This is a genomic window from Gemmobacter lanyuensis, assembly GCF_014652355.1.
Lineage (GTDB): Bacteria > Pseudomonadota > Alphaproteobacteria > Rhodobacterales > Rhodobacteraceae > Gemmobacter > Gemmobacter lanyuensis.
Window position 1 is genome coordinate 327,290 of sequence record NZ_BMYQ01000001.1, and the last position, 26,468, is coordinate 353,757.

General features: G+C 64.5%; 24 protein-coding genes and 1 tRNA gene. 11 read left to right on the plus strand and 14 right to left on the minus strand.

The window, feature by feature from the left end; genetic code table 11:
* Window positions 1-4 precede the first annotated feature (4 nt).
* Complete coding sequence (acnA, locus tag IE101_RS01590; protein ID WP_189632049.1) at window positions 5-2,692, minus strand: aconitate hydratase AcnA; 2,688 nt, start codon at window positions 2,690-2,692, stop codon at window positions 5-7.
* Window positions 2,693-2,977: 285 nt separating this feature from the next.
* Between acnA and IE101_RS01595 the strand changes: the two genes are divergently transcribed.
* The gene (locus tag IE101_RS01595) at window positions 2,978-3,673 is read left to right on the plus strand and encodes a DUF1223 domain-containing protein (RefSeq protein ID WP_189632712.1); all 696 of its coding nucleotides are present in this window, start codon (window positions 2,978-2,980) and stop codon (window positions 3,671-3,673) included.
* Between the two features lie 7 nt (window positions 3,674-3,680).
* Here IE101_RS01595 and IE101_RS01600 read toward each other — a convergent pair whose 3' ends face one another.
* The 6 genes from IE101_RS01600 to IE101_RS01625 all read right to left on the minus strand — a co-directional run bounded on the left by IE101_RS01600 (window position 3,681) and on the right by IE101_RS01625 (window position 8,594).
* Window positions 3,681-4,559, minus strand: a complete 879-nt coding sequence (locus tag IE101_RS01600; protein WP_189632050.1) for a lysophospholipid acyltransferase family protein — start codon at window positions 4,557-4,559, stop codon at window positions 3,681-3,683.
* 4 nt (window positions 4,560-4,563) lie between these two features.
* Window positions 4,564-5,424 carry a DMT family transporter gene (locus IE101_RS01605; protein ID WP_229803990.1) on the minus strand — a complete coding sequence of 287 codons (861 nt, stop codon included), beginning with the start codon at window positions 5,422-5,424 and terminating at the stop codon, window positions 4,564-4,566.
* 98 nt (window positions 5,425-5,522) lie between these two features.
* Window positions 5,523-6,605: a flagellar motor switch protein FliG gene (locus tag IE101_RS01610; protein ID WP_189632052.1), complete on the minus strand. Its 1,083-nt coding sequence runs from the start codon at window positions 6,603-6,605 to the stop codon at window positions 5,523-5,525.
* 58 nt (window positions 6,606-6,663) lie between these two features.
* Window positions 6,664-6,828 (minus strand): hypothetical protein, encoded by a 165-nt coding sequence (locus tag IE101_RS01615; protein WP_189632053.1) that lies wholly within the window; start codon window positions 6,826-6,828, stop codon window positions 6,664-6,666.
* 88 nt (window positions 6,829-6,916) lie between these two features.
* Window positions 6,917-8,221 carry an adenylosuccinate lyase gene (purB, locus tag IE101_RS01620; RefSeq protein ID WP_189632054.1) on the minus strand — a complete coding sequence of 435 codons (1,305 nt, stop codon included), beginning with the start codon at window positions 8,219-8,221 and terminating at the stop codon, window positions 6,917-6,919.
* 112 nt (window positions 8,222-8,333) lie between these two features.
* Window positions 8,334-8,594, minus strand: coding sequence for a putative hemolysin (locus IE101_RS01625; RefSeq protein WP_229803991.1), 261 nt, complete (start codon window positions 8,592-8,594; stop codon window positions 8,334-8,336).
* Between the two features lie 126 nt (window positions 8,595-8,720).
* Here IE101_RS01625 and IE101_RS01630 point away from each other — a divergent pair, with 126 nt between their 5' ends.
* On the plus strand, window positions 8,721-9,503 hold the full coding sequence (locus tag IE101_RS01630) for a heme-dependent oxidative N-demethylase family protein (RefSeq protein WP_229803992.1): 783 nt from the start codon (window positions 8,721-8,723) through the stop codon (window positions 9,501-9,503).
* On the opposite strand, the gene IE101_RS01635 is transcribed toward IE101_RS01630, so the two are convergent.
* The 3 genes from IE101_RS01635 to IE101_RS01645 form a co-directional block, all read right to left on the minus strand.
* Window positions 9,504-10,406 carry a hypothetical protein gene (locus IE101_RS01635; protein ID WP_189632055.1) on the minus strand — a complete coding sequence of 301 codons (903 nt, stop codon included), beginning with the start codon at window positions 10,404-10,406 and terminating at the stop codon, window positions 9,504-9,506.
* 209 nt (window positions 10,407-10,615) lie between these two features.
* Entirely contained in the window at window positions 10,616-12,025 is a 1,410-nt protein-coding gene (gene glnA, locus IE101_RS01640; RefSeq protein ID WP_308429861.1) for a type I glutamate--ammonia ligase, read from the minus strand.
* Between the two features lie 72 nt (window positions 12,026-12,097).
* Window positions 12,098-12,436 carry a P-II family nitrogen regulator gene (locus tag IE101_RS01645; protein WP_189632057.1) on the minus strand — a complete coding sequence of 113 codons (339 nt, stop codon included), beginning with the start codon at window positions 12,434-12,436 and terminating at the stop codon, window positions 12,098-12,100.
* A 176-nt stretch (window positions 12,437-12,612) separates the two neighbouring features.
* Here IE101_RS01645 and IE101_RS01650 point away from each other — a divergent pair, with 176 nt between their 5' ends.
* On the plus strand, window positions 12,613-14,166 hold the full coding sequence (locus tag IE101_RS01650; protein ID WP_189632058.1) for an NAD(P)H-hydrate dehydratase: 1,554 nt from the start codon (window positions 12,613-12,615) through the stop codon (window positions 14,164-14,166).
* On the opposite strand, the gene IE101_RS01655 is transcribed toward IE101_RS01650, so the two are convergent.
* The gene (locus IE101_RS01655) at window positions 14,115-14,594 is read right to left on the minus strand and encodes a Hint domain-containing protein (protein WP_189632059.1); all 480 of its coding nucleotides are present in this window, start codon (window positions 14,592-14,594) and stop codon (window positions 14,115-14,117) included. The genes IE101_RS01650 and IE101_RS01655 overlap by 52 nt on opposite strands.
* 244 nt (window positions 14,595-14,838) lie before the next feature.
* Here IE101_RS01655 and IE101_RS01660 point away from each other — a divergent pair.
* A tRNA-Leu gene (locus IE101_RS01660) sits at window positions 14,839-14,923 on the plus strand.
* Between the two features lie 26 nt (window positions 14,924-14,949).
* Window positions 14,950-16,284 carry a trigger factor gene (gene tig, locus IE101_RS01665; RefSeq protein WP_189632060.1) on the plus strand — a complete coding sequence of 445 codons (1,335 nt, stop codon included), beginning with the start codon at window positions 14,950-14,952 and terminating at the stop codon, window positions 16,282-16,284.
* An 87-nt stretch (window positions 16,285-16,371) separates the two neighbouring features.
* Here the strand turns inward: tig and IE101_RS01670 are convergent, their stop codons facing one another.
* Both IE101_RS01670 and efp read right to left on the minus strand, forming a co-directional pair.
* Window positions 16,372-17,319, minus strand: a complete 948-nt coding sequence (locus IE101_RS01670; protein WP_189632061.1) for a DMT family transporter — start codon at window positions 17,317-17,319, stop codon at window positions 16,372-16,374.
* A 165-nt stretch (window positions 17,320-17,484) separates the two neighbouring features.
* Window positions 17,485-18,054 carry an elongation factor P gene (gene efp / locus IE101_RS01675; protein ID WP_189632062.1) on the minus strand — a complete coding sequence of 190 codons (570 nt, stop codon included), beginning with the start codon at window positions 18,052-18,054 and terminating at the stop codon, window positions 17,485-17,487.
* Window positions 18,055-18,165: 111 nt separating this feature from the next.
* Here efp and epmA point away from each other — a divergent pair, with 111 nt between their 5' ends.
* From epmA to IE101_RS01700, 5 genes are all read left to right on the plus strand, one after another.
* Window positions 18,166-19,227: an EF-P lysine aminoacylase EpmA gene (epmA, locus tag IE101_RS01680; protein ID WP_189632063.1), complete on the plus strand. Its 1,062-nt coding sequence runs from the start codon at window positions 18,166-18,168 to the stop codon at window positions 19,225-19,227.
* A 108-nt stretch (window positions 19,228-19,335) separates the two neighbouring features.
* Complete coding sequence (locus IE101_RS01685) at window positions 19,336-20,613, plus strand: hemolysin family protein (RefSeq protein WP_189632064.1); 1,278 nt, start codon at window positions 19,336-19,338, stop codon at window positions 20,611-20,613.
* A 204-nt stretch (window positions 20,614-20,817) separates the two neighbouring features.
* Entirely contained in the window at window positions 20,818-21,852 is a 1,035-nt protein-coding gene (locus tag IE101_RS01690; RefSeq protein ID WP_189632065.1) for a cysteine synthase A, read from the plus strand.
* Complete coding sequence (locus IE101_RS01695) at window positions 21,852-24,440, plus strand: DUF3772 domain-containing protein (protein ID WP_189632066.1); 2,589 nt, start codon at window positions 21,852-21,854, stop codon at window positions 24,438-24,440. Before IE101_RS01690 ends, IE101_RS01695 begins: the two co-directional genes overlap by 1 nt.
* Complete coding sequence (locus IE101_RS01700) at window positions 24,437-25,165, plus strand: alanyl-tRNA editing protein (protein ID WP_189632067.1); 729 nt, start codon at window positions 24,437-24,439, stop codon at window positions 25,163-25,165. The genes IE101_RS01695 and IE101_RS01700 overlap by 4 nt, the downstream gene beginning before the upstream one ends.
* Before the next feature lie 2 nt (window positions 25,166-25,167).
* Here the strand turns inward: IE101_RS01700 and IE101_RS01705 are convergent, their stop codons facing one another.
* A complete protein-coding gene (locus tag IE101_RS01705; RefSeq protein ID WP_189632068.1) occupies window positions 25,168-25,968 on the minus strand; it encodes a helix-turn-helix domain-containing protein in 801 nt (266 codons plus the stop codon).
* A gap of 202 nt (window positions 25,969-26,170) precedes the next feature.
* Here IE101_RS01705 and IE101_RS01710 point away from each other — a divergent pair, with 202 nt between their 5' ends.
* Window positions 26,171-26,434, plus strand: coding sequence for a hypothetical protein (locus IE101_RS01710; protein WP_189632069.1), 264 nt, complete (start codon window positions 26,171-26,173; stop codon window positions 26,432-26,434).
* The last annotated feature ends 34 nt before the right edge of the window (window positions 26,435-26,468 follow it).

A 26,468-nucleotide genomic window follows, 5' to 3' on the forward strand; every position in this document is an offset into this window, starting at 1 on the left:
CGGATCAGGCCGAGGCGAGATCACGCAGCACGTAATGCAGCACGCCGCCATGTTCGACGTATTCGATCTCGATTTCCGTATCGATGCGGCACTTGATCTGGATCGTCTTGGTGGACCCATCCGCATAGGTGATGTGGCACGGCACCAGCGAGAGCGGCTTCAGATCGCCATCAAGACCTTCGATCGACACGACCTCATCGCCCTTCAGACCCAGGGTCTTGCGGGTGTCGCCGCCGGTGAACTCGAACGGGATCACGCCCATGCCGACCAGGTTCGAACGGTGGATACGCTCGAACGACTCGGCGATCACGGCCTTGACGCCCAGAAGCGCCGTGCCCTTGGCCGCCCAGTCCCGCGACGAACCGGCACCGTATTCGATGCCGCCGAAGATCACCAGCGGGGTGCCAGCGGCCTGATAGGCCATCGAGGCGTCAAAGATCGAGGTCTGCACGCCATCGGGGCCTTTGGTATAGCCGCCCTCGACGCCGTCCAGCATCTCGTTCTTGATGCGGATATTGGCGAAGGTGCCGCGCATCATCACTTCGTGGTTGCCGCGACGCGCGCCGTAGGAGTTGAACTCCGACACCGGCACCTGACGGTCGGTCAGGTATTTGCCCGCCGGGGTGGTCGCCTTGAACGACCCTGCCGGGCTGATGTGGTCGGTGGTGATCATGTCGCCCAGCAGCGCCAGAACGCGCGCGCCGGTGATATTGCTGATCACGCCCGGCGTCTTGGACATGCCTTTGAAGTAGGGCGGGTTCTGGATGTAGGTCGAGCTTGCCGGCCAGTCGTAGGTTTCGCTGTCGGTGGTTTCCACCGCCTGCCACTTTTCGTCGCCCTTGAAGACATCGGCGTATTTCTTGAGGAAGGCCTCACGGGTGACAACTTCATGCACCAGATCGGCGATTTCCTTGTTGGTCGGCCAGATGTCTTTCAGGTAAACCGGCTGCCCGTTCGACCCGGTGCCCAGCGGCTCGGTCGTCAGGTCGATGTTCATGTCGCCGGCCAGCGCATAGGCCACGACGAGCGGTGGCGAGGCGAGATAGTTCGCCCGCACGTCCGGCGAGATCCGGCCTTCGAAGTTGCGGTTGCCCGACAGCACGGCGGTTGCGACCAGATCACCCTCGGCAATCGCCTTCGAGATTTCCGGCTGCAGCGGACCCGAGTTGCCGATGCAGGTGGTGCAGCCATAGCCCACCAGGTTGAAGCCCACGGCGTCCAGATCTTCCTGCAGGCCAGCGGCGTTCAGATATTCCGACACCACCTGCGACCCGGGCGCGAGCGAGGTCTTCACCCAGGGCTTGCGCGTCAGGCCGAGCGCGCGCGCCTTGCGGGCCACCAGACCTGCGCCGATCAGCACATAGGGGTTCGAGGTATTGGTGCAGGAGGTGATCGAGGCGATCACGACCTTGCCCGACGACAGGGTGTAGTCCTGACCGTCGACCGCCACTTCGGTGCCCATCGGGCGCTTGAACGAGGCTTCCATTTCTTTCGCGAACGAGGCCTTGGCATCGGTCAGCGGCAGATAGTCCTGCGGGCGCTTCGGACCCGAGATTGCCGGAACGATGGTCCCCATGTCGAGATGCAGCGTCGAGGTATAGACCGGATCGTAATCCTTGCCGCGCCACATGCCGTTTTCCTTGGCATAGGCTTCGACCAGCGCAATTCGGGCCTCGTCGCGGCCGGTCTGGCGCAGGTAGCGCAGCGTTTCGTCATCGATCGGGAAGAAGCCACAGGTCGCGCCATATTCCGGCGCCATGTTGGCGATGGTCGCGCGGTCGGCGAGCGGCAGGTGATCCAGGCCTTCGCCGTAGAATTCCACGAACTTGTTGACCACGCCATGCTTGCGCAGCATCTGCACGACCTTCAGCACGAGGTCGGTCGCCGTGGTGCCTTCCATCATCTGGCCGGTCAGCTTGAAGCCGACAACCTCGGGGATCAGCATCGAGACGGGTTGGCCCAGCATCGCGGCCTCGGCCTCGATCCCGCCCACGCCCCAGCCCAGCACGGCCAAACCGTTGACCATGGTGGTGTGGCTGTCGGTGCCGACCAGCGTATCCGGGTAGGCCACTTCCTCACCGTTCTGGTCGGTGTCGGTCCAGACGGTCTGCGCGAGGTATTCGAGGTTCACCTGGTGGCAGATGCCAGTGCCGGGCGGCACCACGCGGAAGTTGTTGAACGCCTTCTGACCCCATTTCAGGAAGGTGTAGCGTTCCATGTTCCGCTCATATTCGCGGTCGACGTTCATCTGGAAGGCGCGGGGATGGCCGAATTCGTCGATCATCACCGAATGGTCGATCACCAGATCGACGGGGTTCAGCGGGTTGATCTTCTGGGCATTGCCGCCCAGACCCAGAATGCCGTCGCGCATCGCGGCGAGGTCCACCACGGCAGGAACGCCGGTGAAATCCTGCATCAGCACGCGGGCCGGACGGTAGGCGATTTCGCGCGGGTTCTTGCCGCCCATCTTGCCCCAGTCCGAGAAGGCCTTGATGTCGTCAACGGTGACGGTCTTGCCGTCCTCGAAGCGCAGCATGTTTTCCAGCACCACCTTCAGCGCGGCGGGAAGTTTCGAGAATTCCCCCAGACCGGCGGCTTCGGCGGCGGGGATCGAGTAATAGGCAACCTTTGCGCCGCCGGCGCTCAGGGTCTTTCTCGTTTTGCTGCTGTCGTGTCCGACGGTGACGGTCATCTGTCGCCTCCTGGCTGTGGCTCGGAAATTCGGGCTCGGGGTCTGCGTTCCCCATCGTCATGCCGCATCGCGGCGCGTGGCGCAAGGGAATCTGCTGGTGTTGTATGCAATTGTATGCCGAAAATCCAGCCCAGATTTCGGCTGGCGGCGGTGATTGGCCGAACGGCAAGCAACGCGCGCCGTGGCCGACATGCCACGGAGGCCGATCTCTCGCAAAACCTTGATTGGCGCCAGCACGGGCGCTTGGCTAGAAAGCAGGCATAGACGAGGGGAAATTCCAGCATGATGCAACGCGCATTTGGTGCCGCCTGCGGCCTCTGGCTCTGTTTTGCCACGACCCTGGCGGCAGAAGAGCATCCTGTGGTGGTGGAACTGTTCACCTCGCAGGGGTGTTCGTCCTGTCCCGGTGCGGATGTGATCTTTGCGGATCTGGCGAAACAGCCGGATGTGCTCGCCCTTGCACTGCATGTCGACTATTGGGATTACATCGGCTGGACCGACAGTTTCGGCAGCCCGCGCAATACCGAGCGGCAAAAGGCCTACGCCCGCGCCGCCGGGAGCCGCACCATCTACACCCCGCAGATGATCGTGAATGGCATGGTCCGCGTTGAGGGCAACGACCCCGAGGCCGTGGCGGGCGCCATGACGGTGCAGCGCGGGCAGGGGTCTGACGTGGCGCTGACGCTGACACGCGAACCGGGCGGGCTGCGGATCCGGGCAACCGGCCCGGAGGGTATGGCCCCGGTCCGGGTGCAGCTTGTCCGTTACAACCCATCGGAAACCGTGACCATCGAACATGGCGAAAATGCGGGTCGGACGGTGACCTACCATAATATTGTCACCGAATGGCAGGCTCTGGCCGACTGGACCGGGGAACCGGCGCTGGACCTTCTGGCTCCGCTCGAAGGCGACGATCCGGCGGCCGTCTTGTTACAGCGCGAAGGGCCGGGCGTCATCGTTGCGGCGGCAAGCCTGCCCTGACCGGACGCTATTTCCAGCGTTTGTGAATCCAGAACCACTGCGCCACATGCTGGCGCACATGCGCCTCAAGATGATCATTCAGCGCTTGGGTCATTTCCTCGGCCGTGCCGCGCGGGATCGGCGCATCGACAAGGATTTCGAAACTCAGCCCGTCGGGGCGGCGGGTGGCATAGGTCGGAACCAGCAGCGCGTCATATTTCAGCGCCAGTTCCGCCGCCGAAAGCGCCGTCTTTGCGGGCTTGCCGAAAAATTCCAGCACGGGGGCGTGTTTCATGTGCTGGTCCTGCACGATGCCCAGCATACCGCCCTTGCGCAGAAAGCGGATCATCTCGGCCATGCCCTGCCGGCCGCGCGCGAAAAGTGGCGTGCCGATACGCGAGATCGCGGCGACGTAATGGGCATTGAACCAAGGGTTCGTCATGGGGCGGTAAAGCCCGCCCACCGGAAATCCCCGAGCAATCAGCGCGGCGCGGCTTGCATCATAATTGCCGAAATGCCCGGTCACCAGCACCACGGGACGACCGCTGGCGCGCGCCTCCTCCAGCACGGCAAGGCCTGGGCCCTCGATCGGGGCCTTCGCCACGCGGGCCACAAACTCTGCGCCCGAATAAAGCTCGATCACCGTGCGGCCCACATTGTCGGGCACCGCCCGCAAAAGGCGCCTGCGCTCGGCTTCAGGCATCTCGGGGAAGATCAAGGCCAGGTTGTCGCGGATGCGGCGCTGATATCCTGCCAGCGGGGCGATGACGCGCGCGAAGATCCACCCGCAGAGCGGCACGCGCCAAGCGTAGGGCAGCAGCAGCAGGGACCGGATCAGGCCCTGCAGCACAAGGTTCTGCAGCCAGAGACTGGCCTTTTGCAGGAAGGTCGGGTCGGGTCTTGCCATGGCCTCAGCGTGCAACGCGGGTTTCGCGGTGCCAGACATAAAGACCCGCCCCCGCGATCACAAGGGCGCCGACCAGCGTCCAGACATCGGGCCATTCGTCAAACAGCAGGATGCCCCAGCCGGTCGCAAAAATGATGCCGACATAGCCGAAGGGGGCGATGGCCGCGGCCTCTGCCACGGTGAAAGCCCGGATCAGGAACATCTGCGCCAAGGCCCCTTGCGCGCCGATCAGGGCAAATTTCCACAGATCACCCGGCGCGATCTGGACAAAGAAGGTCGGCAGCGCCAGCGAGGTGAGAACCGTTCCGAACAAGGCCGAATACATGAGCGAGGTCGAGGGCCGTTCCGTGGCCCCCGCCCAGCGGGTTGCGATGGCAAAGCCTGCATAGCAGAGCGCGCAGGCCAGCGGCAGCAGCGCCGCCGGCTGAAACACACCCGCACCGGGCCGGATGATGATCAGCGCCCCGATCATGGCTGCCCCCACACCGAAGAGACGCCGCGGCCCCAGCTTCTCGTTCAGAAACAGCGCCGCGCCCAGTGTGATGAGCACCGGGTTGATATCGGCAATGGCCGTCGCCTCGGCCAGACCGACATGACCGAGGCTGAGAAAGAAGAAAGCCGTTGCCCCGAATTGAAAGAGCGACCGCAACCCCTGAAGACCGGGTCGGCTGGTGCGCAGCACCTCGGTCAGGCGCGGCAGGAAGATCAACGTCACAATGACCGTCTGGCCAGCGTAGCGCGCCCAGATCACCTGCAGTGCAGGGTAGCTTTGCACCAGATGCTTTGCCATGGCATCCATGCTGGTGAAGGTGGCGATGGCCGCAAGCATCAGCAGGATCCCACGGCGGGTGTCGGTCTGGGTCATCATCTCTCCGGGGCAGCTGCGGCGGACCCTAGGGGGCGCAGGCCCGAAGGGCAAGCGCCGCGATCTTGCTGCCATTGGACCAAGCGAGGCGCGGGGCGTCATTCCTCCTCCTCGGGCTGTCGCAGGCGCAGCTCCCCCGCGGCCTCAAGACCACGCAATTCCTCGATCAGCAGGGTCCTGGCGGCCTCGCCTTCCTTGGCGGGGATCTTGCCACGTTTGGCCATTTCCTCACGAAGCTGCTGGGCCATGCGCGGTGAGATGTTTTCAAGGATGAAGGCGGTGGCGGCCTCACGCTCGGGGTTGCCCTGCGCGGCGGAGAGCGCGGTGATCAGTGTCGGCTGATCCACCACGCGCAGCAGTTTCGGCACATCGCGGGCAGACAGGCGCTGCGGCAGATGGGCATAGGTGAAGATCGCCTTGCGCACCTCTTCGGCGAAACCTGCATCCTCTTCCGCAAGCCCGCGCAACACATCCTCGCGCGTGATTTCGGGCGCCACGTTCAGAATGGCGCCGACGCGGGCCTGTGGCGGGGTGTCGAAGGCGCGGGGGGGCTGGCTGTCAAGCTGCATCAGGAGCGACAGGCCGATGCGGCGCACCGTCCTTGGATCGACATTCCCGGTCCGCGACATGGCAAAGGCCACGCGTCGCGCCCGTTCGCCCGGCAGCTGCGACAGCAGGCGTGCAGATTTTGCCACCGGCAGTTTCGACAGCAGAATGGCCGCGACCTCGGGACTTTCGGCGTCAAGCAAGGGGGCCACCTGTTCCGGCGCGAGCGCGGCGATCCGGTCCCAGGGATCAGCATCGGGGCGAATGCCTACCTGTCGCCGCAGGCGGGATGCCGTCGCCTGCGAGATATGTCCATCCATGAGTGAAAGCGCCCCGTCGAGCCCCGCCGGGAAGGTGAGACCAACCTCTTCCAGCTCTGAAAGGAATTCGCTTGCGACCTGTTCCACGGTGGACCGGTCGACCAGCCGCATTTCCCCCATCTGTTCGGCAAGTTCGGCCTGAAGGGCCTCTGGCAGCGCCGAGAGCGGCAGAGGCGCCCCTTCCGCCAGCAGCAGCCGCACGATCACCGCCGCCTTTTGCCGACGCGAAAGCGGCATCCGCGGCGCTTCCCCCGCAGCCACCGGCATGCGCCGGGGCGTGATCCGTGCCAGGGCCACTGATTGCGATTGTGCCATGCCATTCTCCTGATTCCCGTCCCGGGGTCAGGTTGGCATCCTGCGGGTTAACAGCGGCTTAGCTGGACACCGCCAGACATTTTCCCGCCTGGTCGTCCCAGACGGTGCCTTCCGGGCAACCGTGTCGATCTTCGCAGGATTGCGTCTGGGCCATCACGGCGGAAGGCACGGCCGAGGGCGGCAGCAGCCCCAGAAACAGGGCAAGAACAAGACGCTGTGGCATGCGGACTCTCCTGTCATGAAAGCCCGATGGTGCCATGAAAAAGGCCCCCTGCGAGGCAGGGGGCCGATCACGGATGCGTGAGCTGCGATCAGGCGCCGAAAACGCGGGCGAAGATCGTGTCCACATGTTTGGTGTGATAGCCCAGATCGAACTTCTCCTCGATCTCGGCGGGCGAAAGGGCGGCGGTCACTTCCGGGTCGGCCAGAAGCTCGGTCTTGAAATCAGCGCCCTGTTCCCAGACCTTCATGGCGTTGCGCTGCACCAGACGATAGCTGTCTTCGCGCGACACACCCGCCTGCGTCAGGGCCAGAAGCACGCGCTGCGACATGACAAGCCCTTTGAACTTGTTCATGTTCTTCAGCATGTTCTCCGGATAGATCACCAGCTTTTCGACCACGCCCGCCAGACGGTGCAGCGCGAAATCGAGCGTGATGGTGGTATCGGGGCCAATCGCGCGCTCCACCGAGGAATGGCTGATGTCCCGCTCATGCCAGAGCGCCACGTTTTCCAGCGCCGGGATCACCGACATCCGCACCAGACGCGCAAGGCCAGTGAGGTTTTCGGTCAGAACCGGGTTCCGCTTGTGCGGCATGGCCGACGAGCCCTTCTGGCCGGGGCTGAAGAATTCTTCGGCCTCGAGCACCTCGGTGCGCTGCATGTGGCGGATTTCGATGGCGATGTTCTCGATCGACGAGGCGATGACACCCAGCGTGGCAAAGAACATGGCGTGACGGTCGCGCGGAATGACCTGCGTGCTGATCGGCTCGGGCTGGAGGCCCATCATCTTGCAGACATGCTCTTCGACGGCCGGGTCGATATTGGCGAAGGTGCCGACCGCGCCCGAAATCGCGCCCGTGGCCACTTCCTCACGCGCGGCGACCAGACGGGCGCGGTTGCGGTGCATCTCGGCGTAGAAACGGGCGAAGGTCAGGCCCATCGTGGTCGGTTCGGCATGGATGCCGTGGCTGCGGCCGATGCGGACGGTGTCCTTGTGTTCATAGGCGCGGGTTTTCAGCGCGGCCAGCACGCGGTCCATCGCCACCAGCAGCAGATCGGCGGCGCGGGTCAGCTGCACGTTCAGCGTGGTGTCCAGCACGTCGGACGAGGTCATGCCCTGATGCACGAAGCGCGCATCTTCCGACCCGATATGTTCGGCCAGATGGGTCAGGAAGGCGATCACGTCATGCTTGGTCACGGCCTCGATTTCATCGATCCGCGCGACATCGAACTGCACATCCTTGGCGCGCCACACGGCGGCGGCGTTTTCCTTCGGGATCACCCCCAGCGCGGCTTGCGCGTCGCAGGCATGGGCCTCGATCTCATACCAGATCTTGAAGCGGGCCTCAGGCGACCAGATGGCAACCATTTCAGGACGGGAATAGCGCGGGATCATGCAATGCGGCCTTTCGTTGCGGCAGGAAACAGGCATGGCCCCCTTAGACGCAACGCCCCCGGCTTTCAACCCGCAGATCGGGAAACGGGGCCGAAAACCGGCCCCTGTCGGGTCAGAGCGCGTTGCGCCCGCGGTGAAGTTGCCATTCCTCAAGCACCGATCCGTCGGGCAGATGGCAATAGCCCGCATCCCCCGCCGGTTCCTGCCGGATTTCCAGCCGCCCGCCCGCCTCGGCGCAATAGCGCGCGGCGGCGCTGCCGGACTGTTGCCAACGGCTGCCCATCTCGGGTGCGGCGGCGCGCGTGCCCCCGCCGCAGGCCGAAAGGGTGGTCAGGATGCAAAGCAGCAGCAGGGTATAGAGAGCTTGGTGCATGGCCGGGTCCACTGGCAGTGCAAGAACATGGCGCGACTTTTCCGCCATCGCGGGCGCGGTTGCAAGCATGTCGATGGGCTGTGCGCGGGCTTTTCCGGCAACCGCCCTTCGTCTAGGCTGCCCGCCATGAAACAGCCTGTTTTGCAAGCCCGCCTGCCATTTGCTCCCTGGATGGACCCGCGCACCGCGCGCCTGCCCGGCATCCTGCCGGTTGAGGGCGATGACTGGATCCTTCAGGATGATGCCTATGCCGGGCAGATGGCCGAACGCGATGCCCGCCTTGCCGCGCAAGAGGACGCGGTCCACGCCCTGCTGCCCGAGGCGGCGGAACCTGCGGCAGAGCTCCTCGACCTGATCCTGCAAAAGCTTACCCGGACGCCGGGGTTTGCCGTGGGGGCGGATGCCGTGCTGCGCCCCGACGGGGTGCAGGTGGCGCTGGGGGTGGACAATCCGCTGAAAACCGCCGGGCGGCTGGTGCAAGAGGATCTGTGCCTTCTGCAGCCCGACGGGGGCGAGCATCGGCTGACCGGGGCGGTTCTCTGCTTTCCGGCCAGCTGGACGCTGGCGGAAAAGATCGGGCGGCCGATGACGGTGATCCATCGCCCGGTGCATCACTATACCGAGGATATCGCACGCCGGGTCCAGCGGCTGTTCGATGCGATCCGGCCGGAACAGGCGCTCTGGCGGATGAATGCGCTGGTCTATGACGACCCGGCGCTGTTCCAGCCGCGCCCGGAAGGGGCGCAGCGCCCGCCGCCGGTCGAACGCCGCTACATGCGCTGCGAACGCCAATGCCTGCTGCGGCTGCCCCGGACAGGGGCGGTGGTCTTCACGATCCACACCTATCTGGTGCGGCTGGAAGACCTTGACCCGGCGGCGCGGGCAGGGATGGCCGCCGCCGGGCTCTGATCAGCTCAGTAGCCCTGCGGCCATCCCTTTTGCCTTGAGGGCCGCGACGGCAATGCCCGTCACCGCCATCGCGCGGGACGAAAGCTTTAGATCCTCGCCCCGCAGCAGGCTGTAGGTGAACAATGCCGCCCCGATGGGCAGGGACACGGCCATCAAGGTGCAGTTGAACGCATGGGCCGTCAGGCGCGCCTGAACTGTGGGGCGCGGCGCGTCCGGCGTTTCATACAGGGCCGCACGCACCCGGCGCAGTGCCACCAGATCCGGGGCAGGCAGGTCCGGACGGTCGTTCACGGCGGCGGCGGCATCAGCAGCCATGCCGGATGCCGGATCGGGCTGTGCCGCCGGGCGCTGACTGTCTGCCTCGGCCATTTTCGCGGCCACGGCGGCCCGGATCCGGGCTTCGCGCTCGGCCCGGGCGGCTTGCTCTTCGGCCGCAGCGGCGACCTTTGCGGTGGCATCTTCCAGCACACTGCGGCTGGGCAGGGCCTCGATCAGATCATCGATCAAGGTCGCATCCAGCGGAGCGTTGCTTTGCTGCCAAAGCACCGTCTGCGTGGGACAGAGTTTCAGCACCCCTTCGACCAGCCGCGCACAAATCCGGCGCGAATCCGGTTCGTCGCAGGTGCCCTCCAGACCGAGCGCCAACGAATCCGGATGCGGCCCGGCTGCCAGGGCAATGCAGGAGGCATGCCCCCCCGGCGGCGTATCGCTGCGGCCCAGCAGCAGGCGATGGCTGCCCACGTCAAAGCTTGCGACATCATTGCAATCCCAGCTGAGCCGATGCCCGCCGGGGCAATGCCGCGCGATATGGCGATCAATCTCGCGGACGAGGCGGGCAAAGTTCAGGTCGGGTTCGGTCGGATACACAAGCAGGGCAATCGTACTGTCCGTCGAAGTGCGCATGGCGAAGCCTCCAGCAGTCAGTGATGGGGGCAAGCTGACCGTGAATTGTGCCGCGACTTTGCATCAATCAAGGTTAATTGGCGGTGGATTGTGGCCAATCTGGTCACAAGCGCGGGAATTGCGGCGGGTCTGGGGCAACACCTCAGGGTTGCGCCGAAATGCGAAAGGCCGCCCCGAAGGGCGGCCTTTGCATCTGATCCGGAACCGGATCAGCAGGAGTAGTACATCGCGTATTCGATCGGGTGGGGGGTATGCTCGTAGGCGTACACCTCTTCCCATTTCAGGGCGATATAGGCTTCCAGCTGCGACTTGGTGAACACGTCACCGGCCAGCAGGAAGTCCATGTCCTTCTCCAGCTCTTCGAGCGCTTCGCGCAGCGAGCCGCAGACGGTCGGGATTTCGGCCAGTTCTTCCGGCGGCAGATCGTAGAGGTCCTTGTCCGAAGCCGGGCCCGGATCGATCTTGTTGCGGATGCCGTCGAGACCGGCCATCAGCAGGGCGGCAAACGCCATGTAGGGGTTCGCGGCCGGATCGGGGAAGCGGGCTTCCACGCGCTTGGCTTTCGGCGATTCGGTCCACGGAATACGGACGCAACCCGAGCGGTTGCGGGCCGAATAGGCGCGCAGAACCGGCGCTTCAAAGCCCGGGATCAGGCGCTTGTAGCTGTTGGTCGAGGGGTTGGTCAGCGCGTTCAGGGCCTTGGCATGCTTCAGGATGCCGCCGATGAACCACAGGGCTTCCTGCGACAGGTCCGCATATTTGTCACCTGCGAAGAGCGGCTTGCCGTCCTTCCAGATCGACATGTTCACGTGCATCCCCGAGCCGTTGTCGCCCTTCATGGGCTTCGGCATGAAGGTCACGGTCTTGCCATAGGCGGCCGCAACGTTGTGGATGACGTATTTGTACTTCTGCATGTTGTCGGCCTGTTCGACCAGACCGCCGAAGATCATGCCCAGCTCGTGCTGGCAGGTCGCCACTTCGTGGTGGTGCTTGTCGACCTTGATGCCCATGCGCTTCATGGTGGACAGCATCTCGCCACGCAGGTCTTGCGCTTCGTCGATCGGGTTGACCGGGAAGTAGCCGCCCTTGTAGCCAGCGCGGTGCGCCAGGTTGCCGCCTTCGATGGTGGCATCGGTGTTCCAAGCCGCGGCTTCCGCGTCCAGCTGGAACGACACCTTGTTCGGCGCGATCGAGTAGCGCACGTCGTCGAAGATGAAGAATTCGGCTTCGGGGCCGAAGTAGGCGGCATCGCCGATGCCCGAGGACTTCATGTAAGCCTCGGCCTTTTTGGCGATCTGACGCGGGCAGCGATCATAGGCTTCGCCGGTGTCGGGCTCGACCACGTCGCAATGCACGCAGAGGGTTTTCTCGGCGTAGAAGGGGTCGATATAGACCGAGGTCGCGTCCGGGATCAGCTTCATGTCGGACTGGTCGATCGACTTCCAGCCGGCAATCGAAGATCCGTCGAACATGAAGCCTTCTTCGAAGAAGTCTTCATCCACAAGGTCCGACACCAGCGTGACGTGCTGGAGCTTGCCCTTGGGGTCGGTGAACCGGACATCGACGTATTCGATCTCCTCGTCCTTGATCAGTTTCAGAGCTTTCGCAATCGCGCTCATCATGCTGCCTTTCGTTAGGGTGTTTCGGGACAGGCCGTTTCTGGCGAAGCGGCCCGGTGTTCCTTGTGCGGATCAGACGGCGTCGTCGCCGGTTTCACCGGTGCGGATGCGGATCGCCTGTTCAACGGGCGAAATGAAGATCTTGCCATCGCCGATCTTGTCGGTGCGCGCGGCCGAGATGATCGCCTCGACGGCGGCGTCGACCATGTCATCGGCAAGGACGACCTCGATCTTCACCTTGGGCAGGAAATCGACGACATATTCGGCGCCGCGATAGAGCTCCGTATGGCCCTTCTGACGCCCGAAGCCCTTGACCTCGGTGACGGAAAGGCCCTGTATTCCTGCTTCTTGCAGGGCCTCTTTCACTTCATCGAGTTTGAAGGGTTTGATGATCGCTTCGATCTTCTTCACCTGCCGACTCCCCCGCTGGATTGACTGTCGAAGGTCAATCACCACTTCCCCGCGGCGCGAACAATCGGCTAGGCTTTCCGCATCACGATTGACCCTAGGAAAATCGGGTTTATGCACAAAAATTGTGCAAATTGCACTTATCCTGTGCGGTTTTTGAATCGCAAAAGGCCGAAAACATGACCGAACTGCTGACTTCTGCCCAAATGCGCGCCATCGAAACCGCAGCGATTTCGGCGGGCAGGGTGACGGGTCTGGCGCTGATGGAGCGTGCAGGACAAGGCGTGGTTGACGCGATCCAGACGACCTGGCCGGGGCTGTGCGGGCGCGCGGTCGTCTTTTGCGGGCCGGGCAACAATGGCGGCGACGGCTATGTCATTGCGCGGCTGTTGCAGGCGCAGGGGTGGCAGGTAGCGATTTTCGCGCTGGCCCCGCCCGCAACCCCCGATGCCATTGCCATGGCTGCCGCATGGGAGGGGCCGTCGCGCCCGCTGGCCGATCTGGCGGCGGCCGATCTGCAGGGCGCAGCATTATGCATCGATGCGCTTTTTGGCACCGGATTGCAGCGCCCCATCGGCCCCGAGGTCTGGCAACCGCTGGCGCTTGCCCGTCGGGCCGGGGCGCGGATTGTTGCGGTGGACATCCTCTCTGGTCTTTGCGCCGACAGTGGGCAGGTGCGTAGCCTGGGCGGATATCTGGACGGTCCGGCCGATCTGACGGTCAGCTTCGAATGGGCCAAGCTGGGTCATGTTCTGGCCGAAGGCGGACAGCGCCGGGGGGCCTTCCGCGTGGTGCCCATCGGCCTGAGCGAGGAGCCGCATCCTGACGGGGTGGTTCGGCTGGTAACTGCACCGGGCGCGGAGCTGGACAAGGCGCAGGGCCACAAGTTCAGCCATGGGCACCTGCTGGTCCTGTCGGGCGGGCCGGGCAAGGGCGGCGCGGCGCGGCTTGCGGCGCGGGCGGGCTTGCGGATCGGGGCAGGGCTGGTGACGCTGGGGTGTCCGCCTGCGGCGATGGCGGAAAATGCCACGCGGATGGATGCGGTGATGCTGACGCCGCTGGCCCATGCCGGGGATATGGTGTCGCTGCTGGCGGATGCACGCCTGACGGCCCTGTGCCTTGGGCCGGGGTTCGGACTGGGCGCGGGGCAGGCCGCCAAGCTGGCGGCGACGCTGCGCGCGCGCAAACCTGCGGTGCTGGATGCCGATGCGCTGACACTCCTGTCCCGCGATCCGGAGGTGCGGGCACTGTTGCATGACCAGCTGGTGCTGACGCCCCATGGCGGCGAGTTTGCGCGGCTGGTGCCGGATCTGGCGGCGCAGATGGCCAATCCGCCGGGCCGCGGGCCTGCGTTTTCCAAGGTGGATGCCGTGCGCGCGGCGGCAGCCCGGCTTGGGGTAGTGGTGCTGCTCAAGGGGCCGGACACGGTGATCGCAACGCCGGGGGGGCAGGTGCAGGTTCATGCCGCGCTGGGGGATCGGGCCGCGCCCTGGCTTGCGACCGCCGGGGCAGGTGATGTGCTGGCCGGGATCATCGCGGGGCTTCTGGCGCGGGGCTTTAGGCCCGACCGGGCAGCGGCCATGGGCGCCTGGCTGCATGTATCTGCGGCACGAAACTTTGGCCCCGGCCTGATCGCCGAGGATCTGACCGAAGCCTTGCCCGCCGTGCTGCGGGGACTGTTTCAGGCCGAAGCCGGGGCGGGGGTCAGCGCAAGCTCCAACCCGCCCGCGTAAATCACCACCGGGGCATCAAATTCCAACTGGAACAATACGGCGCGGGCCTCGGGTTCACGGCGGATATATTCGCCGTCAATCAGGCGGTCGGCGGCAATCACCGCCTGATCGCAGCCGCGCAGCGCCTTGGCGCGCCAGTCGCGGATCAGGATCTGCATATCGGCCGTCATCAGCATGTCAGCCTCGGGCTGATCGACGCCAATGGCCGATTCCGAAACCCGCACCAACCGCACCGCCGCATCCACGCGCTGCACACCAGCCAGCCGCCGCACGCCATCACGGGTCACGATGCGGTCGCCCGCGGCCAGCCGCTCCACCACGACGGGGCCTGCCAGGGTCAGAACCGGAGTTCCGGCCGCAAGGCCGGAGCGCACGTCATGCGCCGCCGCGGAGAGGTCCGCGGTTGACGCCAAGGTCGCAAGGGACATGGCTATACCTGTGATTGTCTGCTTCTGCTCTTTTTTTCCGAGATTATGGCAGGAATGTGCCCAAGGCGAGGCCATTCCACGAAGGTCGCTCGCGGATTGCGCCCGCCGTGCCCGAATTGCCGCAGCCCGGGGGCGTTGATTTTTCCCTCGCATCCTGCGCGGGGCTTTGTTAGAAGGGCGCGGATTTTCAGGGCGCGGTCTGCCCTGGCCTGATAGGGCCGGGCGGGTTTCGGTTTGAAAAAATGCGGGTGTGGCGAAATTGGTAGACGCACCAGATTTAGGTTCTGGCGCCGCAAGGCGTGGGGGTTCAAGTCCCTCCACCCGCACCAGAGATGATGAGAAGGACGGAACTCATATGCAGGTCACCGAGACCCTGAACGAAGGTCTGAAGCGCGGCTACACCATCACGGTGACCGCGGCCGAGCTGGACGCGAAAGTCCAGGAAAAGCTGGTCGAGGCGCAGCCCGAGATCGAGATGAAGGGCTTCCGCAAGGGCAAGGTGCCGCTGGCGATGCTGAAAAAGCAGTTCGGCCCGCGCATTCTGGGCGAAGCCATGCAGGACGCCATCGATGGCGCCATGAAGGACCACTTCGAAAAATCGGGTGACCGTCCGGCTCTGCAGCCCGAAGTGAAGATGGTCGGCGGCGAAGACTGGAAAGAAGGTCAGGACGTTGTGGTCGAAATGACCTACGAAGCCCTGCCGCCGATCCCGGATGTCGATGCTTCCGTCGTCACGCTGGAACGTCTGATCGTCAAGGCCGAGGATTCGGCCATTGAAGAGGCGCTGAACAACCTGGCCGAAACCGCCAAGTCGTTCGAAGACCGCCGCAAGGGTTCGAAAGCCAAGGAAGGCGATCAGGTCGTGATCGACTTTGAAGGCTTCATCGGTGACGAAGCGTTCGAAGGCGGCAAGGGCGAGGAATACCCGCTCGTGCTCGGCTCGAACTCCTTCATCCCGGGCTTTGAAGACCAGCTGGTCGGCGCCAAGGCCGATGACGAAGTTGAAGTCAAAGTGACCTTCCCGGAAGCCTATGGTGCCGAGCATCTGGCCGGCAAGGAAGCCACCTTCAAGTGCAAGGTCCATGCGGTGAAGGCCCCGAAAGCGGCCGAGCTGGATGACGAGCTGGCCAAGAAGTTCGGCGCCGAGGATCTCGCTGCGCTGAAGGGCCAGATCGCCGAGCGTCTGGAAGCCGAATACAAAGGTGCCTCGCGCGCCGTTCTGAAGCGCGCCCTGCTGGACCAGCTGGATGCCCTGGTGAAATTCGACCTGCCCTCGAAGCTGGTTGACGCCGAGGCCGCCCAGATTGCCCACCAGCTGTGGCACGAGGAAAACCCGGAAGTCCACGACCACAACCACGGCCATGTCGAGCCGACCGATGAGCACAAGAAGCTGGCCGAGCGCCGCGTGCGTCTGGGTCTGCTGCTGGCCGAGGTCGGCCGCAAGGCTGACGTGCAGGTCACCGACGCCGAGATGACCCAGGCCGTGCTGAACGCCGCCCGTCAATACCCTGGTCAAGAGCGCGCCTTCTTTGAATTCGTGCAGAAAAACGCCCAGATGCAACAGCAGCTGCGCGCGCCGATCTTCGAAGACAAGGTTGTCGATTTCATCGTGGCCGGTGCCAAAGTGACCGACAAGGAAGTCTCGAAGGACGACCTGCAGAAGGCCATCGAAGCTCTGGACGAGATCTGATCCTTGGCCCTTCGGGGATGAGGATGGGGCCGCACCGAAAGGTGCGGCCCTTCGCGTTTTGGGTGAAGGCCGGCCGATAACCCTTTGTTATTCAGCGGGAATCTGTGCGCTGCGGCGTTCCTGCCCCTCGCGCAGCAGCACAAAAAGCCCCGCGCCGGTGATCACGGCAATCCCGGTCCAGCCGGTGCGATCGGGCCAGTCGCCGAGGAAGATCCAGCCATAGGCTACGCCCCAGATCATGAGCGTATATTCGAAGGGCGCCACGGCCGCAGAGGGGGCGATGCGATAGGCCTGTGTGATCAGCGTCAGCCCCAGCGCCGCAATGACACCGCAGCTGGCCATCAGCAAGGCATCCGTCGGGCTGGGCATCACCCAGGCCCGGGTCATGAATTGCAGGCTCGGGTGGCCGTCGCCCGCGAATTGCCCGCCGCCGAAGACCGCCGCCAGCAGCAGGGCCCCGATCAGGAACACGGCATTGCCGTGAAAGGCCAGCACCGCTGCCGACCGGCTGCCGCCCTGGATGCGCGCCAGGATCATCGACAGCGCATAGGCAAGCCCCGAACCGACAGCGAGCAGCGCCGCCCCGTCGAACATCGACGATCCGGGGCGCACCATGATCACCACGCCGCCAAAGCCCACCAGCACCGCAATCCAGCGCGGCAGGCTGACCCGCTCGCCCAGCATCACGACGGAAAGTGCCACGATCATCAGCGGGGCCGAGAAATAAAGCGCGATGGTATCGGCCAGCGGCAGTGCCACCAGCGCGAGGTAGTAAGAGGTATAGGCCACGAAGCTGACCACCCCGCGCGCCGCCGCCGCCGTCCAGCCGGGAGCGAAAAGCCTTGCGCCATCGCAGTTCATCCGCACCATCAGATAGAGCAGCGGCAGCGCCGTCAGCCCGCGCAGCACCATGGCCTGATGCAGCGGATAGTCCCCGGACAAGAGCTTGAGGATCAGATCCTGCACCCCGAAGAGCGCAAGCCCCCCGCTCAGACAGACGATCCCGGTCAGGGTGGCGGGGCGGGTGGTGGACATGAGGGGATTCCGGCACAATCAGGGCGTTTGTCGCAGCCTAGGCCCGGCCTGCCGCCATTCTTGCACCTGCGCGACATTGATTGCCGCAAACGAACCAACCCCTGCGCGCAAAGCAAAAGGCCCGGCACAGGGCCGGGCCTTTGCGGGTCATACCTTAGGGTCTGATCACTCTTTGGAACGTTCCACGTAGGAACGGTCTTCGGTGTTGATCACGATCCGGGTGCCAGCGCCGATATGCGGCGGCACCATGACGCGGATCCCGTTCGAGCAGATCGCGGGCTTGTACGAGGAGGAGGCGGTCTGCCCCTTCACGACCGGCTCGGTCTCGGTGATCTCGACCACAACCTTTTGCGGCAGTTCGATGGCGATCGGCACGCCTTCGAAGGTGCGCAGATACACCTTGATGCCGTCGGTCAGGAAGACGCTGTCTTCACCCACCACGTCGCTGCTTGCGACGAGCTGTTCATAGGTGTTCGGCTCCATGAAGTGGAAGCCTTCGCCATCCTCATAAAGGAAGTCGTATTCGCGTTCATCGACGGTGGCCTTTTCCACCATCTCGGTGGTGCGCCAGCGCTCCGACACCTTCACCCCGTCCGAGATGCGGCGCATGTCGACCGAGGTCGTGGGCGTGCCCTTGCCGGGGTGGAAGTTTTCCGCTTTGAGAACGGCATAGAGACGGCCGTCGAGTTCGACGACATTCCCCTTGCGGAGGCTGGAGGCGATGACTTTGACCACGGGTCTATCCTTGTCTATGTGTGTGTCCGCCGGACCACAAAGGGATGGCGGGCGCAATCGCGCCGCTCTTATCGCCTTGCGCGCCCGATTTCCAGCCTAAAGAGGCCGAAAATGTCCCCGATGCCCCATGCCACGACCGATACGCCCTGGTGGAAACCCGAGGTGCATGAAGGGCGCCGGGCGGCGCTTCTGGCGCGCAACCGCATTCAGGCGGGCTTGCGTGGCTGGTTCGCTGCGCGCGATTTCCTTGAGGTTGATCCCGTGGCGCTGCAGGTTAGCCCCGGCAATGAGGCGCATCTGCACGGCTTTGCCACCGAGGCCATCGGGAATGAGGGGCAGGGCCGGCGGATGTATCTGCATACCTCGCCGGAATTTGCGATGAAAAAGCTGCTGGCGGCGGGGGAGCGGCGCATCGCCTCCTTCGCGCATGTCTGGCGCAACCGCGAAAGAGGGCCGCTGCACAGCCCCGAATTCACCATGCTGGAATGGTATCGCGCGGGCGAAGAATACAGCGTACTGATGCAGGATACCGTCGAGTTCCTGCGCCTTGCCGCCGAAACTGCAGGCAGCGCCGAGCTGCGCTTCCGCGACCGGTTCTGCGACCCCTTCGCCCCGCCGGAACGGCTGTCGGTGGCCGAGGCCTTTCAGCGCTATGCGGGGATTGATCTGCTGGCGACGCTTGACCCCGATGGCACGCCCCGCGCCCCTGTTCTGGGGGCGGCGATGGATTCGCTGGGCCTGCGGCGTGCGGCGGATGACACCTGGTCCGATATGCTGAGCCGGGTTCTGGTGGAAAAGGTCGAACCGCATCTGGGGTTGGGGCGCATCACCATCCTGGACCGTTACCCCGCGGCCGAGGCGGCGCTGGCCCGCCGCACCCCCGATGACCCCCGCGTGGCCGAGCGGTTCGAGGTCTACGCCTGCGGCGTAGAGCTGGCCAATGGGTTTGGAGAACTCACCAATCCCGAAGAACAACGCCGCCGGTTCCAGGCCGAGATGGACGAAAAGGAACGCGTCTACGGCGAACGCTATCCGATTGATGAGGATTTCCTTGAAGCCCTTCATCACATGCCCGCCGCCAGCGGAATCGCGCTCGGATTTGACCGGCTGGTGATGCTGGCAACCCATGCGCCCCGCATCGATGATGTGATCTGGACGCCGGTTGCGCGCTGATCCGCGCGGGGCAGCGTTTCTTTTCGCAGGGCACTGGTATCGGGCGCGGGTTGGGCCTATCTTGGCCCGACCTGCCGGCTTGGCCCGGTGTCTCCCCCAGTTGGCCCGATGTATCTTGAAATCGCGATCGTCTTCCTGCTCACGCTCGTGAACGGAGGTCTGGCGATGTCCGAGCTCGCCATTGTCTCGGCCCGGACGGCGCGGCTCAAGGTGCTGGCGGATCGCGGATCGCGCGGGGCCACGGTCGCCATGCGGCTTGCCGATGATCCGGGGCGGTTCCTGTCTTCGGTGCAGATCGGGATCACGCTGGTTGGTGTGCTGTCGGGCGCCTTTTCGGGCGCGACGCTGGGCACGCGGCTTTCGGCGGCGCTGCTGGATTACGGCCTTGCCCCCGCGTTGGCGCAGCCGCTGGGTGTTGGTTCGGTCGTTGTGGCCATCACCTATCTGTCGCTGATCGTGGGCGAGCTGGTGCCGAAACAGATCGCTCTGCGCGCGCCGGAAACGGTGGCCGTCAGGGTGGCGCCTGTCATGCTCTGGATTGCGCGGATCGGCGCGCCGCTGGTCTGGCTGCTGGATGTGTCCGGCAAGCTCATCCTGCGGCTTCTGGGGCAATCGGGCAGCTCCGACAGCACCATGAGCGATGAGGAAATCAAGATGGTGATTTCCGAAGCGGAAAGTGCCGGCGTGATCGACAAGGCCGAAACCGAGATGATTGCCGGGGTCATGCGGATCGCCGACCGGTCGGCCCGTGGCCTGATGACCCCGCGGCATGAAGTTGAGGCCGTCGATGTGACCGACTCGCCCCAGACCATCATCCGCCGCTTCCGCGAAGGCCGCCATTCCCGCCTGGCCGTGACCGAGGGCGAACCCGATACGGTGATCGGTGTGCTTCATGCGCGCGATTTTCTGGGCTCGACCGCGCAGCGCGGGGTCGACGTGCGTGCGCTGGTGATCGAGGCGCCAGTGGTGCGCGACGGGATGGGGGCGCTGGATGTGATCGAGGCGCTGCGCGTCTCTCCCTCGCACATGGTGCTGGTCTATGATGAATACGGCCATTTCGAAGGCGTGATCACGCCGATGGATGTGCTGGAGGCCATCACCGGCAGTTTCGCCGACACGACCGAGGATGAACCCAAGATCGTGGAACGTGAGGATGGCTCACTTCTGGTGGCGGGCTGGATGCCGGTTGACGAATTCGCTGACCGTCTGGGCCTTGAGCTGCGCCCGGACCGCGATTTCGAAACCGTGGCGGGCTTCGTGATCGACCTGATGGGGGCGCTGCCCGAGGTGGGCGAGGTCGTCCGCGCCAGCGGCTGGCGTATCGAAGTGATCGACCTTGACGGGCGGCGCATCGACAAGCTTCTGGTCAGCCGCCCGGCGGGCTGATCGGGAATTGGTCGGAAAATCCGGGGTCTGGATCGGATTTCGTCCCATCGCGGCGGGGTTTCCAAGATTTTTTCCCCGAAAGCCGCGGGAACCTTGGGGAAAGCAGACTTGTTTCCGCCAACATAGCGCTTCACGCGGACGGGGTTCTTGAGTTCCGCCCGCGCTGACCCTAAACCTAGTCGGGACAACAACAGGATCACGTCCATGCCCGTTTATAGCGATCTTGCCAGCTCGATCGGCAACACCCCTCTCATCCGCCTGAAAAAAGCCAGCGAGATGACGGGCTGCGAGATCCTCGGCAAGGCCGAGTTCATGAACCCCGGCCAGTCGGTCAAGGACCGCGCGGCGCTGTACATCATCAAGGATGCGGTGGCGAAGGGGCTGCTCAAGCCCGGCGGCACCATTGTCGAAGGCACCGCCGGGAATACCGGCATCGGGCTTGCGCTGGTGGGGGCCTCGATGGGCTTCAAGACCGTCATCGTCATCCCCGAGACGCAGAGCCAAGAAAAGAAGGACATGCTGCGCCTTGCCGGGGCCGAGCTGGTGCAGGTTCCGGCCGCGCCCTACAAGAACCCCAACAACTATGTCCGCTATTCCGGCCGTCTGGCCGAGGCGCTGGCCAAGACCGAACCCAATGGCGCGATCTGGGCCAACCAGTTCGACAATGTCGCCAACCGTCAGGCCCATATCGAAACCACAGGGCCGGAGATCTGGGATCAGACCGGCGGCAAGGTGGATGGGTTCATCTGCGCCGTCGGGTCGGGTGGCACGCTGGCGGGGGTTGGCATGGCGCTGCAATCCAAGGGCGTGAAGATCGGTCTGGCCGATCCGGAAGGGGCCTCGCTCCATTCCTACTACACGCAGGGCACGCTGGATGCGCCGGGCAGCTCGATCACCGAAGGCATCGGGCAGGGCCGCATCACCGCGAACCTCGAAGGCTTCCGCCCCGATTTCAGCTATCGCATCCCCGATGCCGAGGCGCTGCCGATCGTCTTTGACCTGCTCTCGGAGGAAGGCTTGTGCCTTGGCGGGTCGTCGGGCGTGAATATTGCGGGCGCGATCCGCATGGCGCGCGAGATGGGGCCGGGCCATACCATCGTGACCATCCTGTGCGACTATGGCACGCGCTATCAATCAAAGTTGTTCAACCCGATGTTCCTGAAGGAAAAAGGCCTTCCGGTTCCGGAATGGCTTGACCGCGCGCCGGGTGTCATCCCCGAGGTCTACGAAGACGCATGATGGCCCGCGCAGCCCTATGGCGGTCGCTGGTCCTGCTGGCGCTGCTGGCAGGGCTGCCCGCCCCCCTGACCGCCCAGGATGCGGGGGCCGATCCTGCCCCTGCCGCAACCACCCCTGCGCCGGACGGGGCGGCACCTGTCGCGCCCCAGACCGGAACGATCACCGGCGTTGTGCCAGCCCCGTCTTCCGCCGTTACGACGGCGCCGGGCCTGACCAAGACCCAGACGGCCGGAACCCGCAGCGGCACCAAATCCATCTCGCTGACGCCGTCGGATCAGCAGACCGTCGATTATGCCGCATGGGAGGCCATCGCCACCCGCGCCGAACGCGCCACGGCGGAAACGCAGACCTCGACCAACGGGCTTGAACTGTTGCGCGGCCAGCTGGTCGATTGGCGCGGCAAGCTGCAGGCGGCGCAAAATACCAATGCCAGCCGCATCACCAGTTTGCGCGAACAGATCGCCGCGCTTGGCGCTGCACCCGCCGATGGTGCAACTGAGGCGCCCGAGATTGCCGAGCGCCGCAAGACGCTGACCGAGCAGCTGACCAAGGTCGAGGCGCCGCGCCGCGCCGCAGAAGAGGCCTATCGCCGCGCCAATGGCCTGATCGCGGAAATCGACCGGGAAATTCGCGAACGGCAAACGGAACAGCTGCTCAAGCTTTGGCCTTCACCGGCCAATCCGGCGAACTGGCCCGATGCGGCGCTGGCGGTGCGTGACAGCCTCGTCGGGCTCTGGAACGAAGTCCGCAACAACTGGGCGCGCGAAACCCGCCGCGCCGAGATGGTCGATACGCTGCCGGTTTCGGCGCTGCTGCTCATTGTCTCGCTGGTGCTGATCTTTCGGGGGCGGCACTGGATCGAACGTTTTGCGAATTGGGTGAACCAGTCGGCCAGCGCGTTGCGCTGGAGCCGCGTGCTGTCTTTCGTGGCCTCGCTGGGGCAGGTCATCGTGCCTACCGCGGGCACTCTTTTGGTTTCGGTGGCGCTGACGCTTACGCAGATGCCGGGTTTTGTGGGGCAGGCGGTTCTGGCTGCCCTTCCGGCCGCGGGTCTGACGCTGTTCTTTTCCTATTGGCTGGCCGGGCGCATCTTCCCCAGGTCCGACTGCGCCGCAGGCCCGCTGGGCCTGCAGCCCGAGCATTGTGCCGAAGGGCGTTTCCACACCACGATGATCGGTCTGGTGCAGGGGCTTGAACTGATCCGGATGGCGCTTTTGCCCGCCGCGAATGTGCCCGAGGCTGCGGTGTCCGTGCTGGGCCTGCCCTTCCTTCTGGTGATGAGCCTGCTGCTGTGGCGCGTTGGGCATCTGCTCAATCGTCATGTCGCGGCCGGCGACGAAGAAGAAGGACCGAGCTTCCGTGACCGGGTGATCCAGATCATCGGCAAGGTGCTGATCGCGCTTGCGGTGGTCGGACCCTCCCTGGCGGTGATCGGCTATACCACGGCGGCCCAGGCGCTGATCTTCCCGGCGGCGTCCAGCCTGGGTCTGGCGGGGCTGCTCTTGGTGCTGGTGCAGCTTATTTCCGACATCTATCGCGCCATCATCCGCGCCGAGACCGAGGAACAGGGGCAGGGCCTGCTGCCGGTGCTGGCGGGCTTTCTGCTGACGCTGGCCTCATTGCCGCTTTTCGCGCTGATCTGGGGTGCGCGGGTCGAGGATCTGGGCGAGCTGTGGAACCGCTTTACCGAGGGCTTCCTGATTGGCGAGACGCGGATTTCGCCGTCGAACTTCCTCTATTTCCTGATCCTTTTCGGCATCGGCTTTACTGTCACGCGGATGTTCCAGGGGGTGCTGCGCAGCTCGATCCTGCCCAAGACCAAGCTCGATCAGGGCGGGCGCAATGCCATCGTGTCGGGCACCGGCTATATCGGCATTTTCATCGCGGGCGTGATCGCCTTTTCCTCGGCGGGGATTGATCTGTCGGGTCTAGCCATCGTCGCTTCGGCGCTCTCGCTCGGGATCGGTTTTGGTCTGCAGAACATCGTGTCGAACTTTGTCTCTGGCGTGATCCTGCTGATCGAACGTCCGGTAAGCGAGGGCGACTGGATCGAGGTGGGCACGGTCTCGGGGACGGTCCGCAATATCTCGGTCCGCTCAACCCGCATCCAGACCTTTGACCGTTCGGACGTGATCGTCCCCAATGCCGATCTGGTGACGCAGCGCGTGACGAACTGGACGCGCTTCAACCTGAACGGCCGTCTGATCGTGCCGCTGATGGTGGTCCACGGGTCGGACCCGGATCGTGTCATGCAGATCCTGCAAGAGATTGCCGAGGCGCAGCCGCTGGTGGTGCTGAACCCGCCGCCGGTCGTGGCCCTGACTGGCTTCACCATGGATGGCCAGCAATATGAACTGCGCATGATCCTGCGGGATGTGAACTTCCAGCTTTCGGTCAAGACCGCGGTCAATCTTGAAATTCTGCGCCGCTTCCGGGCCGAGGGGATTTTCCTCGCCCATGCCGGGGCCGACGCCAAGCCCTTTCCGCTTGTTGAGGCCACGGCCGAGCCCGCCGCCGATCCGGTCGCGCCCGCGTCAGAACCGAGGCCAGGCCTTTTCGATGGCCCTGAGGATGAGACTGAACGATGACCCCTGCAACCCGCCTGACCTTTCGTGACGACGCCTATCTGCGGGATGCACCGGCCCGCGTGACCGGCCACACGCCCGAAGGTGGCATCCTGCTGGATGCGACGATCTTTTACCCGACAGGGGGCGGGCAGCCGGGTGACAGTGGTCGTCTGGTCTGGCCGGGCGGAGAGCTTGCCATTGCCACCGCGGTCAAGGCCGATCATGGGCAGGTTGCGCTGGTTGCCGCCGAACCGCTGCCCTTGCCGCCGGTTGGCGCCGAGGTGACACAGATCCTCGATTGGGAACGGCGGCATCGGCACATGCGCGTGCATACGGCGCTGCATCTGCTCTCGGTCGTGATTCCGCTGCCGGTGACGGGCGGTCAGATCGGGGCGGAACGCGGGCGGCTTGATTTCGACATGCCCGAACCGCCCACCGATATTGAAGGCCTGACCACCGCGCTCAATGCGCTGATCGACCGCGATCTGCCGGTGACCGATGACTGGATCAGCGATGCCGAACTGGCCGCCAACCCCGGTCTGGTCAAGACCATGTCTGTCAAACCGCCCAGCGGGCAGGGCCGGGTGCGGCTGGTGCGGATCGGGCAGGGCGCCGCACAGATCGATCTGCAACCCTGCGGTGGCACCCATGTCGCCCGCACCGGGGAAATCGGGCGGGTCGAGATCACCAAGATCGAAAAGAAGGGCCGCCAGAACCGCCGGGTGATCCTCACCCTCGTGGACTAGGGTCAGAGCCCGTCTGGGATACGTCCCAGCGCGCGCTGCACGATCGGCGGCGCATAGGACAGGTCGTGCAGCGCCTCTTGCCGCACGATCTGCCGCCAGAGCGCGGGGGTATTCGGGATACGTTCCAGCACCGCCGCCGACATGCGGTTCATGCCGTCGATCCGCCGCCGGATCAGCAGGGAAAAGCCGGGGTAGAAGCGCATGTTCCCCTCCAGCCCGAATTCGAAGAAGTTGATGTTCGACTGGTTCTGCCGATCTTGGCAATAGATCGAGATCCCGTCGACATGTTGCCGCACCAGCCCGTAATAGGCGAGCCGCGGAAATCGCCGGGCATGGGCATTTTCCTGTCGCGCCAGCAGGTTTTCCTCAAAACCCTTGAGCAGCGTCAGCTCATCCTTGGTGCGGATCATCGCAAGATTGGTCACGATCTTGCCAGGATACATGAAGGAATTGCGCCAGAAGCGGTACATGGCATCGGGCACCGCCTGCGGATCGACGGGCCGCGAGGCGCCGATCAGCATCTTGTCGCGCAGTTCCTCCATATAGCGGTCTGGCACCTTGCGGCGCAAATCCTCCAGCGGTTCCAGCAGGATGCGGGCATCGACGTCGAAATGCGCGCAGATGCGGGCCAGCACGTCGGGCCGCGGGAAGGCATCGCCCGATAGGTAGCGGTTGAACTGCGTCCGGTTGATCCCGATGGCCTGGCAGAGCGTGGTGATCGGCGGCCCGCCCTCGCACAGCGCGCGCAGATTTCGCCCAAAGATTGAGCGGATTTCTGTCGGGGACATGGGGGGCCGGGACATGGCCAGGGCCTCTTGCACAGGGTGACGCTGATCAGCGTCAGACTTGGTACAAAATTCATGGCTTGTCTACGGTCTTGGTGCGGAAAACCATATGCAGCGTCACTTGGGCTTGTGTTTAAATCATCATAGTGACGGGATGCGTCGGAACTGCTGCACAAGCGGCGCTTCCGGCCGGTAGCCGTGACACAGGCAGGGGTTGATCATGCTGGGCGTAGTGATCTGGAGCTGTCAGACCACAGGAAAGGCCATCATCTGGTGCGCCGATCATGGTGATCTTGCGCATTTCGATGGCGCAGGCAGCATGACCGGCGCCGTCATGGTGTCGGCGGGCGATCTTGTCGATGTGACGCTGATGCGCAGCAGTGCCGTGCGTCGATGCGCCCGGCTGGAGCTGGTCGAGGCCGGGTATATGCCCGAAATCGCCGATCACCTCCGCACACGCCCCCGGGCCATCGCTGCGGCCTGACGCTGCAAAGGATGGGTGGGGCCCGTGCCATTTG